13 protein-coding genes are annotated in these 12,391 nt (G+C 63.9%); 7 read left to right on the top strand and 6 right to left on the bottom strand.

Going from position 1 to position 12,391, the window contains the following annotated elements:
• The first annotated feature begins 220 nt into the window (after positions 1-220).
• Genes NKH54_RS28830 through NKH54_RS28820 form a run of 3 tightly spaced genes read left to right on the top strand, consistent with a single transcriptional unit; the run spans position 221 to position 3,412 of the window.
• Positions 221-1,090 (top strand): carbohydrate ABC transporter permease, encoded by an 870-nt coding sequence (locus NKH54_RS28830; protein ID WP_023726098.1) that lies wholly within the window; start codon positions 221-223, stop codon positions 1,088-1,090.
• Positions 1,087-1,911 (top strand): carbohydrate ABC transporter permease, encoded by an 825-nt coding sequence (locus NKH54_RS28825; protein ID WP_023755954.1) that lies wholly within the window; start codon positions 1,087-1,089, stop codon positions 1,909-1,911. Before NKH54_RS28830 ends, NKH54_RS28825 begins: the two co-directional genes overlap by 4 nt.
• Positions 1,912-1,936: 25 nt before the next feature.
• Complete coding sequence (locus tag NKH54_RS28820) at positions 1,937-3,412, top strand: M81 family metallopeptidase (RefSeq protein ID WP_353029468.1); 1,476 nt, start codon at positions 1,937-1,939, stop codon at positions 3,410-3,412.
• 160 nt (positions 3,413-3,572) lie between these two features.
• Here the strand turns inward: NKH54_RS28820 and NKH54_RS28815 are convergent, their stop codons facing one another.
• The 6 genes from NKH54_RS28815 to NKH54_RS28790 all read right to left on the bottom strand — a co-directional run bounded on the left by NKH54_RS28815 (position 3,573) and on the right by NKH54_RS28790 (position 9,021).
• On the bottom strand, positions 3,573-5,627 hold the full coding sequence (locus NKH54_RS28815; RefSeq protein WP_353029467.1) for a M3 family metallopeptidase: 2,055 nt from the start codon (positions 5,625-5,627) through the stop codon (positions 3,573-3,575).
• Positions 5,628-5,715: 88 nt separating this feature from the next.
• Positions 5,716-6,129, bottom strand: coding sequence for a hypothetical protein (locus NKH54_RS28810; RefSeq protein WP_023737935.1), 414 nt, complete (start codon positions 6,127-6,129; stop codon positions 5,716-5,718).
• A gap of 67 nt (positions 6,130-6,196) precedes the next feature.
• Positions 6,197-6,841, bottom strand: coding sequence for a carbonic anhydrase (locus NKH54_RS28805; protein ID WP_023681438.1), 645 nt, complete (start codon positions 6,839-6,841; stop codon positions 6,197-6,199).
• Between the two features lie 149 nt (positions 6,842-6,990).
• The gene (locus tag NKH54_RS28800; RefSeq protein ID WP_353029466.1) at positions 6,991-7,755 is read right to left on the bottom strand and encodes a DUF429 domain-containing protein; all 765 of its coding nucleotides are present in this window, start codon (positions 7,753-7,755) and stop codon (positions 6,991-6,993) included.
• On the bottom strand, positions 7,752-8,636 hold the full coding sequence (gene pdxY, locus NKH54_RS28795) for a pyridoxal kinase PdxY (protein ID WP_352653421.1): 885 nt from the start codon (positions 8,634-8,636) through the stop codon (positions 7,752-7,754). The genes NKH54_RS28800 and pdxY overlap by 4 nt, the downstream gene beginning before the upstream one ends.
• A 133-nt stretch (positions 8,637-8,769) precedes the next feature.
• Positions 8,770-9,021, bottom strand: coding sequence for a hypothetical protein (locus NKH54_RS28790; RefSeq protein ID WP_023732941.1), 252 nt, complete (start codon positions 9,019-9,021; stop codon positions 8,770-8,772).
• Positions 9,022-9,184: 163 nt separating this feature from the next.
• On the opposite strand from NKH54_RS28790, the gene NKH54_RS28785 reads away from it, so the two are divergent.
• The 4 genes from NKH54_RS28785 (at position 9,185) to NKH54_RS28770 (ending at position 12,358) form a co-directional block, all read left to right on the top strand.
• A complete protein-coding gene (locus NKH54_RS28785; RefSeq protein ID WP_023681434.1) occupies positions 9,185-9,817 on the top strand; it encodes a LemA family protein in 633 nt (210 codons plus the stop codon).
• Between the two features lie 167 nt (positions 9,818-9,984).
• Positions 9,985-10,827 carry a TPM domain-containing protein gene (locus NKH54_RS28780; protein ID WP_353029465.1) on the top strand — a complete coding sequence of 281 codons (843 nt, stop codon included), beginning with the start codon at positions 9,985-9,987 and terminating at the stop codon, positions 10,825-10,827.
• Positions 10,828-10,876: 49 nt separating this feature from the next.
• Positions 10,877-11,713 carry a TPM domain-containing protein gene (locus tag NKH54_RS28775; protein ID WP_502907578.1) on the top strand — a complete coding sequence of 279 codons (837 nt, stop codon included), beginning with the start codon at positions 10,877-10,879 and terminating at the stop codon, positions 11,711-11,713.
• Between the two features lie 6 nt (positions 11,714-11,719).
• A complete protein-coding gene (locus NKH54_RS28770) occupies positions 11,720-12,358 on the top strand; it encodes a TPM domain-containing protein (RefSeq protein ID WP_023668621.1) in 639 nt (212 codons plus the stop codon).
• Positions 12,359-12,391: the final 33 nt, after the last annotated feature.

Genomic DNA, 12,391 nt, shown 5'->3' with positions numbered 1-12,391 from the left:
CCACTCCGTCGAGCTTCGCTCGACACCTCTCCCCCGATCAACGGGGGAGAGGAAGGGCTCCCTTCCGCAACCGCTGCGGAGGATGGGCAGGCAGGTGAGGGGCAGCGCAAACGTCCGCAGGAGATTCAAACCCTGAAGCGCTGCCTTAGACCGATATGCGAGATTGATCCGAGCTGGCGCGCCAGCGCCACTTATGTCCAACACGGTACGAATCCGGCCGATGCAAAATCGTTACCTGCCCTATTTATTGACCTTGCCCAGCCTGTTTCTGGCCGCAGTCGTCATCTTCTGGCCGGTCTGGGACCTGATCCAGATATCGACGCATGATGTCAGCCGTTTTGGGCAGCTGCGGGACTTCAACGATTTCGCCAATTATTCCGCCTTCCTCGCCGATCCCGATTTCCTGGCGGCACTCTGGCGCACCGGCCTGTGGACCGTGCTGGTGGTCGGCGGCGCGCTGCTGTTGTCCGTCCCCGTGGCGATGATCCTCAATACCGATTTCTACGGCCGCGGCATTGCCCGCGTCATCATCATGCTGCCCTGGGCGGTGTCGCTGACGATGACGGCGGTGGTCTGGCGCTGGGCGCTCAACGGCGAAAGCGGGATGCTGAACTCGGCGCTGATCGGGCTTGGCCTGATCCATGAGAACATCCAGTGGCTGGCGCGCGCCGAGACGGCATTCCCGATGCAGGTGCTGATCGGCATATTGGTGACGGTACCGTTCACCACGACCATCTTCCTCGGCGGCCTGTCGTCGATCCCCGACGACCTCTACGAGGCGGCGGCCCTGGAGGGGGCGACGCCACTGCAGCAGTTTCGCGAGATCACCTTTCCGCTGCTGAAGCCGTTCATCAACATCGCCATCGTGCTCAACACCATCTACGTCTTCAATTCCTTCCCGATCATCTGGGTGATGACGCAGGGCGGGCCGGCCAACTCGACCGACATATTGGTCACCCATCTCTACAAGCTGGCCTTCCGCATCGGCAAACTGGGGGAAGCATCGGCAGTGTCGCTGCTGATGTTCGCCATCCTTTTGATCTTCACCATGATCTATGTGCGCCTCGCCATGCGGGAGCAACGCGCATGACGCCCAAGCTGAAGCGCACGATCATTGCCTGGCTGCTGCTTTCGCCGCTGCTCGTGGTGACGATCTTTCCGTTTGCCGTGATGTTTTTGACCGCGGTCAAGCCAAGGCAGGAGGTGCTGTCGCCGACCTGGTGGCCAAGCGAATTCGACTGGTCGAATTTTGCCGACATGTGGTCGGCGACCGGCTTTGGCCAGGCGCTGGCCAATTCGCTCTATGTCTCTGTTATCGCCACCGTCGGCGCCATCCTGATCTCGGTGCCGGCCGCCTATGCCATGTCGCGGTTTCGCTTTGCCGGCTATGGCGCCTTCCGCCAGTTCCTGCTGATCTCGCAGATGATCTCGCCGATCGTGCTGGTGCTCGGCCTGTTCCGGCTGATGGCGGCCTGGGGTCTGATCGAATCCACGACCGCGCTCGGCGTCATCTACATGGCTTTCAACGTCGCCTTCACCGTGTGGATGCTGCAAAGCTATTTCGACACCATCCCGCGCGATCTCGAGGAAGCAGCGTGGATGGAAGGCGCCGGCCGATGGCTGACCTTGCGAAAAGTGTTTCTGCCGCTTTGCCTGCCGGCAATAGCGGTGACCGCCATCTTCACCTTCATCAACGCATGGAATGAGTTCGTCGTCGCGCTCACAATGCTGCGCAGCCAGGAAAGTTACACGCTGCCGATCCAGGTGTTCTCGCTGGTCGCCGGCCGCTACACGATCGAATGGCACCATGTAATGGCGGCGACGCTGCTGGCGACGCTGCCGGTGGCGATTCTGTTCATCTGGCTGCAGCGCTATCTCGTCCGCGGGCTGGCGCTCGGGGCGGTCAAATAACGGCGCCATTCACAACGGAGCTTTCATGCGCATCTTCACCGCCTCGCTGGCGACCGAAACCAACACCTTCTCGCCGGTGCCGACCGACCGGGCGTCGTTCGAGATGGCGTTCTATGCCGGGCCGGGCAAGCATCCAGACACGCCGACCTTGTGCTCCTCGCCGATGGTCGCGCTGCGCCGGCGTGCGGCTGCCGAAGGGCTGACCGTCATCGAAGGCACCGCCACCTGGGCGGAGCCGGGCGGGCTGGTGCAGCGGCAGACCTATGAGGCGTTGCGCGACGAGATTCTCGGCCAGTTGAAGGCAGCCTTGCCGGTCGACGCCGTCATCCTCGGCCTGCACGGCGCCATGGTGGCGCAAGGCTATGACGATTGCGAAGGCGATCTGCTGGAACGGGTTCGCGCAATCGTCGGGCCCGACGTGGTGATCGCGGTCGAGCTCGACCCGCACAGTCATCTGACCCCAAAGCGCGTCGCGGCATGCAATGTCATGGCCTATTTCCTCGAATTCCCGCACACCGACTTCTATGAGCGCGGCGAACATGTCGTCGAGCTTGGATTGGCGGCGGCGCGTGACGAGATCAAGCCGGTGATCTCGACGTTCGACTGCCGCATGATCCAGGTGCTGCCGACCAGCCGCGAGCCGATGCGCTCCTTCGTCGACCGCATCAAGGCGCTGCACGGCAAGGACGGCGTGCTGTCGGTCTCGGTCATCCATGGCTTCATGGCCGCGGACGTGCCGGAAATGGGCACGCGCATCCTGGTCGTCACTGACAATGACAAGGCCAAGGGCGATGCGCTGGCGGAGAGGCTAGGGCACGAGCTTTACGCCATCCGCGAAAGGACGGCGATGACGATGCTGAACGCCGAGGACGGCATCGCGCGGGCACTGGCCGTGCGCAAGGAAAATCCCGGCAAGCCGGTTGTGATTGCCGACATCTGGGACAATCCCGGCGGTGGCGTCGCCGGCGACGGTACGGTCGTGCTGCGCGCCATGCTGGAACAGGGCGTGGACAATTTTGGCGTGGCGACGATCTGGGACCCGATTGCTGTCACATTTTGCCAGGCGGCAGGCGAAGGCGCCGTCATCGACCTGCGCTTCGGCGGCAAGGCCGGGCCGCTGGCCGGCGAACCGATCGATGCGCGCGTCAAGGTGTTGAAAGCCGTCCCCGAGGGCTGGCAGAGCTTCGGGCCAAGCCGGGTGACGCTCGGGCCGACGGCGCTGGTGCGGCTCGAAGGCACCGGAATCGACATCATCCTCAACACCAACCGCACGCAGACCTTCGAGCCGGATATTTTCTCCAACATCGGCGTCGATCCGTTGTCGAAGGACATATTGCTGATCAAGTCGACCAACCATTTCTACGCCGGCTTTGAACCGATCGCGGCGGAGATTATTTATGTCTCGGCGCCGAGTTCGTATCCGAGCAATCCGGCGGTGACGGATTACAGGAAGCTGACGCGGCCGGTGTGGCCACGGGTGGCTGACCCTTGGCGCTGGTGATCTCCCCGCTTGAGAGGGAGATGTCGCCAAAGGCGACAGAGGGGGTCCTCGCGCGTGAAGCGCCGACCTTCATCTGCCGCAGGAGGTCGAGCCCAGTCGGACCGACCCCCTCTGGCCGCTTTGCGGCCATCTCCCCCTCGAGGGGGGAGACAAGGCGGCGCTATAGCAATCCCCGCTTCACCATCATCGCTTCCGGCGAAGGCATCTTGCCGCGGAACGCCGTGTACAGCTCCTCCGGATCCTTCGACCCGCCGGCGGCATAGATATTCTTCCGAAGCCGTTCCGCCAGCGCCGGGTTGAAGGGATCGCCGGTCTCCTCGAAGGCGGCGAAGGCGTCGGCGTCGAGCACTTCCGACCACATGTAGGAATAGTAGCCGGCTGAATAACCGTCGCCTGAGAAGATATGGCCGAAATGCGGGGTGCGATGACGCATGGCGATGGTGCCGGGCATATCAAGCTTTTCCAGCGTTTCGGCTTCGAAACGCAGCGGTTCCGCCGGCGCATCCGGCCGCGCGTGATACGCCATGTCGATCAGCGCCGACGCTGTGAACTCGACCGTGGCGAAACCTGCGCCGAACGTGCGGGCGGCCAGCATCTTGTCGAGCAGCGACTTCGGCATCGGCTTGCCGGTCTTAACATGCAGCGCATGCTTTTCCAGCACTGCGGGCACCGTCAGCCAGTGCTCGTAGAGCTGCGAAGGCAGTTCGACGAAATCGCGGGAAACCGAGGTGCCCGCCACCGACGGCCAGGTGACGTCGGTCAGCATGCCGTGCAAAGCATGGCCGAATTCGTGGAACAGGGTCTTGGCCTCATCGACCGACAGCAGCGCCGCTTCCCCCGCCGGCGGCTTGGCGAAGTTCATGATGTTGTAGATCACCGGCTTTGAGCCATCCCCAAGCTTGTAGCCAGACTTCAGCGCGCTCATCCAGGCGCCAGAACGCTTCGAGGATCGGGCGAAATAGTCGGCGAGGAACAGGCCGCGCTCGCTGCCATCGGCGTTCTTCACCACGAAGACGCGCGCGTCGGGATGCCAGGCGGCGATGCCCTTCTTCTCCTCGAAAGTGATGCCGAACAGTTTTGTGGCGACGTCGAAGCAGGCGTCGATGACCCGGTCGAGTTGCAGATAGGGTTTCAGTTCCGCCTCGTCGAAGTCGAATTTTTCGGCGCGCAATTTCTCCTGGTAGAAGCGCCAGTCCCAGGCGGCGAATTTTTCGTTGCTGCCTGCCTTGGTCGCCAGCCGCTCCAGCTCCTTCTGGTCGGCGGCGGCCTTCTCCAGCGCTTTCTCCCAGACCGGGTCGAGGAGGTCGTGCACCGCCTTCGGCGTCTTGGCCATGGTGTCGTCGAGCTTCAGCGCGGCGAACGAGGCATAGCCGAGCAGCCTGGCCTTTTCGGCGCGCAATTTCAGCATGTCGCGCACCACTGCGGTGTTGTCGCTGGCGCCACCGTTCTGGCCGCGCATGGTGAAAGCGCGGAAGGCGGTCTCGCGCAGGTCGCGGCGTTCGGAGAAGGTCGTGAACGGCTCATAGATAGAGCGCGACAAGGTGACTGCGTAGCGGCCTTTCTGGCCGCGCGTCTCGGCGGCTTCGGCCATCGAACTCTTCACGAAGTCCGGCAGGCCCGCAAGATCAGCCTCGTCGAGGAAAAGCGCCCAGTCGCGCTCGTCGGCCAGCACGTTCTGGCCGAAGGTCGTGCCGAGCGAGGACAGCTCCTCGCTGATGTTGGCCAGCCGCTTCTTGCCGTCGGCGTCGAGTTTTGCGCCCGATCGCACAAAGCCTTTCCAGGTCTTCTCCAGCACCCGCAGCGTCTCGACGTCGAGTTTTAGCGTCTCCCGGCGCTGGTAGAGGTCGTCGATGCGGGCAAACAGTTTCTCGTTCATCGAGATCGCCGAGAAATGCCGCGACATCTTCGGCGAGATCTCACGCTCCAGCGCCTGGATCGCATCGTTGGTGTGGGCGCCGGCCCGGCACCAGAAGATCGACGAGACATGGTCGAGCGGCTCACCGGCGAGCTCGAGGGCTGCCAGCGTATTCTCGATGGTCGGCGCATCCTTGTTGCCGGCGATCGCATCGATTTCGGCCTCATGTGCCTTCAGCGCCGCGTCGAACACCGAGGAGAAATCGTCGTCGCCGATGCTGGCAAAATCCGGCAGGCCGAGCGGCCCTTGCCATTTGGTCAGCGGATGGGCGGCGAGATCGACGGTTTTCGTGGACGGCATGGGGGATCTTTCGATGATTGGCGGAGCTTGCTGACCGATGTAGGGCGATGACTGGCGCGGCGCAACAGCGCGGCCGTTCCAGCCCGCGTCAGAAGCCGTCGCAATTTTCCGCGATCGCCGCTTGCGAACTGGCGGTGATGCGGTTGCCGGTGACGCCGAACGTCTCCTGCATCAGCATGTCATTGTTGGGGAAATCATAGCAGGCGATGACAGTGGTGACGCCGGCCTCGCTCTTTTCGACGCGATGCCGGATTTCGGCGCCGGCGACCGCGCCCTTCCATTCGTCGATCGACGCGATGAACTCCTGCTTCGACTGCACGACGCCGAGATCGTCGAGCTTGATGCGGACATCGTCGGCGAGCAGGTCCGACAATTCGGTGCGATCGGCGACCAGCAGCGCCGAATACCAGCGGTCGATAATGGCGCCGTCATCGGAGCGGGCAGGGACGAGCGAAATCAGCAGCGCCGCTACGGCGAAAGCGATCGCAGGCCAAACCCGCATTCTTGCCTCCTCTTATTTGACCATGCCCTTATCCGAAAACCGGTTCCCACTTTTCGGGATCATGGGTCTACGTCAAATCCGGCCGCTCGAAGTCGCCAGTGTCCTTGTTCATCACCCAGAGCTCGCCGGTCGAGATGTCGAACCAGGCGCCATGCAGCGACAGCCGCCCCTTGCCTTCGAGGATGGAGACGCAAGGGAAGGTCCTGAGATTGGCGATCGAATAGCGGATGGAAATCCGCTCCAGCGCCGTCTGCCGTTCGGTTGCCGTCATGAACGTGCTGGACGAAACGGTTTCGGCCGCCGGCGCGATCAGGCTCATCCATTTGCCGATGAAGTCGCCGGGCGACAGCGGCGCCGAATTGGTGTCGAGCGCGGCGCGGATGCCGCCGCAGCGGCCATGGCCCATCACCACGATGTTTTTCACCTTCAGGCTCTGCACGGCGAATTCGAGCGCGGCCGAGGTCGAGTGGAACTCGCCGTCCGGTGCATAGGGCGGCACCAGATTGCCGACATTGCGCAGGACGAACAGTTCGCCCGGACCGGCGTCGAAGATCGCCTCGGGGGCAGAGCGGGAATCGCAGCAGGCAACGATCATGGTTTCGGGCGCCTGCCCTTCGCGGGCGAGCTCGCGATAGCGTCCGCTCTCGGTGAGATAGCGGCCATTCATGAAGTTGCGGTAGCCGGTCCAAAGATGTTCGGGGAGATGGGGCATGGGCTAGGGATGAAGCCTTTCGGGGTTAGCGACGGCAGCTCATTTCAAGTTAGAAAGGCTCTAACGGCAAATGCCCGTCGCGGGCAATGCCGAATTGCGGATGGCTTCGTCGCAAATCGCCATGCCGCACGCATGGCTCGCCGCTTGCCTCACGCCCAGATCGCCAGGGGAATGCCCAAACGGTCGGCAAGCGGCGGGTCGGGAAACGGCTTTGCCTCGCCGCCGGCAATGCGTCCGGCAATCAGCATCATCGCTGCGGCGTCGAGGAAATCGTCGGCGGCAGCACCGCGTTGCGGCGGCTGGTCAAGGAAAGCTCTGGTATAGCCGTGCCGGCAGAGCAGTGCCTTGCGCTCTTCCATCCCGGCAGGATTGACTGCGCCCTTGATCTTCTTCGGCAGCGTCATCGGTTTTTCGCCGTTCAGCCGGCAGAAGGCCACTTCGGGGTGCGATTCGAAGACGCGGCGGCGCAGTTGCGGACGTGCGATCAGCAGCGCGTCGATCTCGCGTATCTTGGCAAAGATGCCGAAGGCCTGGATCGAGACGCCGCGTGGCGGATCGGAGGTCGCCCTGGCCACCTCGCTGGCGCGCCGATGCGCCTCATACCAGGCCTCGACCGTGGTGAAGTCGCTGATGTCGGCGTAGAGGGCCGCGCCGGACGGGATAGAGAAGACGCTGGATTGCCGTGCTCCGAGCATTGGCCGTACCAAGGTCTCCGGCCCGCGCCCGCCTCTTTGCGAGACGTCCGGCAGGCCGATCGGCATGTCGACGGCCACTGTCGCATCGGCGGGCAAGGCGTCGAGCAGGGCCGCAAAGCTGGGAAAGACGCGGACTGACGGCGCGGCATCCAGATCGCGGCGGACGGCGATCCAGCCGGCCTTGCAGCCGTCGGCGCCGACGACCACGGTCGACGTCACGCCCGGCGGTCCCGCCCCGGATGCGTGAGGTGGCGCAGCTGCACCATCGCCATCGGGTGCGACAGGCTCTGGGCATCGGTTTCAAGCTGCAGCTCGTCGCCGCCACGCTTGGCGGTTCGCGCCAGGATTTCGTAGACGGCGGCGGTGGTCGATTGCAGCGCCTTGATCGGCGGCTGCCCCGACAGGATGCGGGCGAGGTAGACGGCCGCAGTCAGGTCGCCGAGGCCATTCGGCGGCTTGTCGATGAGGCGGTGTTCGGCCAGCAGCGCCTGGGTGCCGTCAAGCAGCAGATTGCCGGTGCCGCCGGTCATCATCGACTGTGCCGACGTCACCAGCATTGTTGACGGTCCGGCATGGAGGGCGGCCGAGATCACCGATTTCAGATCGGGCAAAGGCGCGCCGGCCATCCACTCCAGCTCATAGCGGTTGGGGGTGGCGATGTCGGCGATCGGCATCAGTCGATCACGCATGGCGGCGGCCGTCAGCTCGGGCACGTAGAGCCCGCCGGAATCGCCCATCACCGGATCGCATATATAGATCGCGTCCGGCGTCTTGGCCTTGACTGCCGCAACCAGCGAGGCGACGGCCTCGGCCTGGCCGGCCTCGCCGAGATAGCCCGACAGCACCGCGCCCACCTCGCCCAGCCAGGGCGCGCGCTCGAGATCGGCCATCAGCGCCTTGAACTGGTCGAGCGGCGGCACGATGCGCGTGGCGCGGCCATGGCCCGGATGCCAGGGCAGGATGACCGTCGGCACCGCCCACACCGGAAAGCCCAGCGTCTCCAGCGCAAACACGGCGGCGCGGTTACCGACCGAGCCGCGGGCGACATGGCTGGAAATGACGATGACCGCGCGCGGCGCGTCGGCTTTTTCGCTGTTCATGGAAAATCCTAGATACGGATAATTTTTCGTTGAATCGTCATCCTGATCTATCTCTTTGGTTGGAGCATGATCTCCGGACAAAACGGTTCCCGCTTGTCCGAGAAAACCGGTTCCCACTTTTCAGGATCATGCTCTAGCTGCCCCGGGAGACGTAGTACACGAGCCAGATCAAAAGGCCGAGGGCGACGATGAGCCCAAGTGTGCGGCCGATGCGGGTGCCCCAGACCTCGATCGGATCGGATCGGTCGGCCTCGGCTGCGGTAACATGATCGCGGGCGCCTTTCGCTGCCCGTGACACCAGCGATGCGCCGCCAAGGCCGCCCTCGTTCGCCACGCGCTCGATAATGCGGCGCGATTCGCTGTCATCGTCGCGGCGTTCCGCCATGATCCTGTCCTGTTTGCCGGCAACCATATCGTGTTCGCGCGATCAATCACAGGGCTTCGCCGGCGCATGAATGCGCGCCAGGAATGCGCGCCAGCGGCAGACATTTTCTTGAGCGCGGATTGTGCTAATGCTTCGCATGCAACTTCTGTCGAGGGACCTCACCATGTTTGCCCAGCGCCTTGCCTTCCCTTTCCGCAGTCTGCCGGCCGTGCTGATGATGGCCGTCGTGCTGCCTCTGCTCGCCGGCTGCGGCTTCAACACCATCCCGACGGCGGAGGAAAACGCCAAGGCGGCATGGAGCGAGGTGCTGAACCAGTATCAGCGTCGGTCCGACCTCATTCCCAATCTGGTCGAGACGGTGAAGGGCTATGCCTCGCATGAAAAGGACACGCTCGATGCGGTGGTCGAAGCGCGCGCCAAGGCGACGCAGATCACGGTGACGCCGGAAACGCTGAAGGACCCCGAAGCGCTCAAGAAGTTCCAGGATGCGCAATCAGGGCTGACCAGCGCGCTGTCGCGGCTGATCGCGGTGTCGGAGGCCTATCCCGACCTCAAGGCCAACCAGAATTTCCTGGCGCTGCAGGCGCAGCTCGAAGGCACCGAGAATCGTATCGCCGTGGCGCGGCGCGACTACATCCTGGCGGTCAAGGATTACAATCTGACGCTGAGGACCTTTCCGTCGGTGCTATGGGCAACCTTCTGGTTCCGCAGCAACGAGCCCTTCGCCAACTTCACCGTCGAAGAAGACAAGATGCAGCCGCCGAAGGTCGATTTCGGCACGAAGCAGGGCGGGTGATGACGTCTGGGTGAGCTTGGCCTTTGCCAGCCTTGCGTTCCTTCACACCCCCCTCTGTCCTGCCGGACATCTCCCCCGCAAGGGGGGAGATCGGCTGTCATTTTGGCTTTCGCCAATCGCCAACGTTTGAAGGGATGGGTCGACGAGGAAGCTGCCAATCTCCCCCCTTGCGGGGGAGATGCCCGGCAGGACAGAGGGGGACGCGAAGGAACGCCAACCTTGGTGTTCTTCTCGCCTTTCTGGCCGTCTTCCTGCCCCTCACCGCCTTCGCCGCCGACCTCCCCGCGCTGACCGCCCGCGTCGTCGACAATGCCGGGATCATCGATGCAAGCACCAAAGCCGCGCTCACCCAGAAACTCGCCGACTTCGAGACCAGAGGCTCCGACCAGATCGTCGTCGCAACCATCCCCAGCCTCGACGGCGAGGAGATTGAGCCTTACGCCAACCGGCTGTTCCGCTTCTGGAAGCTCGGCCAGGCCAAGGAAAACAACGGCGTGCTGCTGCTGGTGGCGCCGAACGACCGCAAGATGCGCATCGAGGTCGGCTATGGGCTGGAAGGCACGCTGACCGATTTGCACACCAAGCTGATCATCGAAAACGACATGGTGCCTGCGTTCCGCGCCGGCGATTTCTCCGGGGGCATTTCCAAGGCCGTCGACGACATGGTGATGGTGCTGGAAGGCAATCCGGAGGAATTGGAGGCGCGCGGCGAGCGCAACCAGAAGCCGCCCATCAATACCGACAATCTGTTCTTCGGCGTCTTCATCAGCATCTGGGCAATCATCTTCTTCGGCAGCATGGCCGCCTCCATCCTGCCGCCGATCTTCGGCCAAAAACTCGGTCCCGGCCGCTATCGCTGGCTCGGCATGACATTCGAGCCGGGCCGGCGGTCGTCCAGCGGCGGCTGGTCTTCGGGCGGGGGCGGCTGGTCGTCGGGTTCAAGCGGTGGTGGCGGCTTTTCCGGCGGCGGCGGTTCGTCCGGCGGCGGCGGCTCCTCGGGAAGCTGGTGACGAGATGACAACACGCATCGCCAATCCCTGGCATGGCCGCTTCGCCACGATGACCGGCGCTGCCTTGCTGGTCTTGCTCGTCAGCGTCGCGGCGCTGGCAGCGGAGCTGCCCGCCCTCGCGGGACGCGTGGTAGACAATGCCGACATCATCGATGCCGCGACCGAGGCGGCGCTCACCCAAAGACTGGCCGATTTCGAGACCAAAGGCTCCGACCAGATCGTCGTCGCCACGATCAACAGCCTCGACGGCGAGGAGATCGAATCCTACGCCAACCGGCTGTTCCGCTTTTGGAAACTCGGCCAGGCCGGCGAAAACAACGGCGTGCTTCTGCTGGTGGCCAAGAACGACCACAAGATGCGCATCGAGGTCGGCTACGGGCTGGAAGGCACGCTGACCGACCTGCACACCAAACTGATCATCGAAAACGACATGGTGCCGGCGTTCCGCGCCGGTGATTTCTCCGGCGGCATTTCCAAGGCCGTCGACGACATGGTCATGGTGCTGGAAGGCAACCCGGAAGAACTGGAGGCGCGCGGCAAGCGCAACCCGGCCGACCGCAGCACGCCCATCGATCCCGTCGTCGCGGTCTTCCTGATCCTGTGGGCGGCGATGTTCTTCGGCGGCCTGGCGATGGCCTTCCTGCCGCCGATCTTCGGCACCAAGCTGTCGCCGGGCGTGTATAAATGGCTGGGCATGACCTTTCGCTACGGCCAGGGGCCGAGCGGATCGTCCTCGGGCTCCAGCAGCTGGACAACAAGTTCGTCGTCGGGCAGCGGATGGTCATCGGGAAGTTCGGGCAGCAGCTGGTCTTCGGGCTCAAGCAGCGGCGGGTTTTCAGGCGGCGGCGGTTCGTCTGGCGGTGGCGGGTCTTCAGGGAGCTGGTGAGAGAAGATGGCAACACGACCGATCAGCCCACAGGACCATGAGCGCATCGCCACCGCGATCCGCGCGGCCGAGGCCAAAACCGACGGCGAGATCTACTGCGTCGTTGCGCATGCCAGCGACGGCTATTTCTTTCCCGCCGCCTTCATGGCGACATCGGGCATGCTGATTGCCAGCCTCGCCGTCGCTTATGGGCTGGAAGCCTGGTGGCTGTCGATCCGGCTGCCGCATTTCGTCATTGTCCAACTGCTGGCACTGGCCTCGGTGTTGGTGCTTTTGTGGGCGCTGCCGGGCTTGCGCATCCATCTGGTGCCGCGCCGGCAGCGTTATCAGGCGGCACATCACAATGCGCTCAGGCAGTTCCTCGCCCGCAATGTCCACCGCACCACGGCGCGCACCGGCGTGTTGGTCTTCGTGTCGATCGCCGAGCGTTATGCCGAAGTGGTCGCCGATTCGGGCATCGACAGCAAGGTCGGCCAGCATGTCTGGGACGGCGTGGTGCGCGATCTCCTGCAGCATGCCGGTGACGACCGGCTCGCCGACGGCTTCGTCAAGGCGATCGGGCAGGTCGGCGCGGTGCTGGCCGAGCATTTCCCGGTGACGTCGGGCGACGCCAATGAGCTGGACGATCATCTCGTCGAGATCTGAAGAGCCTGCACGCGCTACCCGGACGGACGCCTG

Origin of the sequence: Mesorhizobium sp. M1004 (assembly GCF_040318795.1) — a bacterium.
In the GTDB taxonomy this organism is placed as follows: Bacteria; Pseudomonadota; Alphaproteobacteria; order Rhizobiales; family Rhizobiaceae; genus Mesorhizobium.
The sequence above is the reverse complement of the archived record's forward strand: the minus strand, read 5'-3'. Positions and strand labels throughout refer to the sequence as shown.

Coding starts and splice junctions, on each gene's coding strand:
- NKH54_RS28830 (WP_023726098.1), top strand. CDS start 221: ATGCAAAATCGTTACCTGCCCTATTTATTGACCTTGCCCAGCCTGTTT.
- NKH54_RS28825 (WP_023755954.1), top strand. CDS start 1,087: ATGACGCCCAAGCTGAAGCGCACGATCATTGCCTGGCTGCTGCTTTCG.
- NKH54_RS28820 (WP_353029468.1), top strand. CDS start 1,937: ATGCGCATCTTCACCGCCTCGCTGGCGACCGAAACCAACACCTTCTCG.
- NKH54_RS28815 (WP_353029467.1), bottom strand. CDS start 5,627: ATGCCGTCCACGAAAACCGTCGATCTCGCCGCCCATCCGCTGACCAAA.
- NKH54_RS28810 (WP_023737935.1), bottom strand. CDS start 6,129: ATGCGGGTTTGGCCTGCGATCGCTTTCGCCGTAGCGGCGCTGCTGATT.
- NKH54_RS28805 (WP_023681438.1), bottom strand. CDS start 6,841: ATGCCCCATCTCCCCGAACATCTTTGGACCGGCTACCGCAACTTCATG.
- pdxY (WP_352653421.1), bottom strand. CDS start 8,636: ATGAACAGCGAAAAAGCCGACGCGCCGCGCGCGGTCATCGTCATTTCC.
- NKH54_RS28790 (WP_023732941.1), bottom strand. CDS start 9,021: ATGGCGGAACGCCGCGACGATGACAGCGAATCGCGCCGCATTATCGAG.
- NKH54_RS28785 (WP_023681434.1), top strand. CDS start 9,185: ATGTTTGCCCAGCGCCTTGCCTTCCCTTTCCGCAGTCTGCCGGCCGTG.
- NKH54_RS28775 (WP_502907578.1), top strand. CDS start 10,877: ATGACCGGCGCTGCCTTGCTGGTCTTGCTCGTCAGCGTCGCGGCGCTG.
- NKH54_RS28770 (WP_023668621.1), top strand. CDS start 11,720: ATGGCAACACGACCGATCAGCCCACAGGACCATGAGCGCATCGCCACC.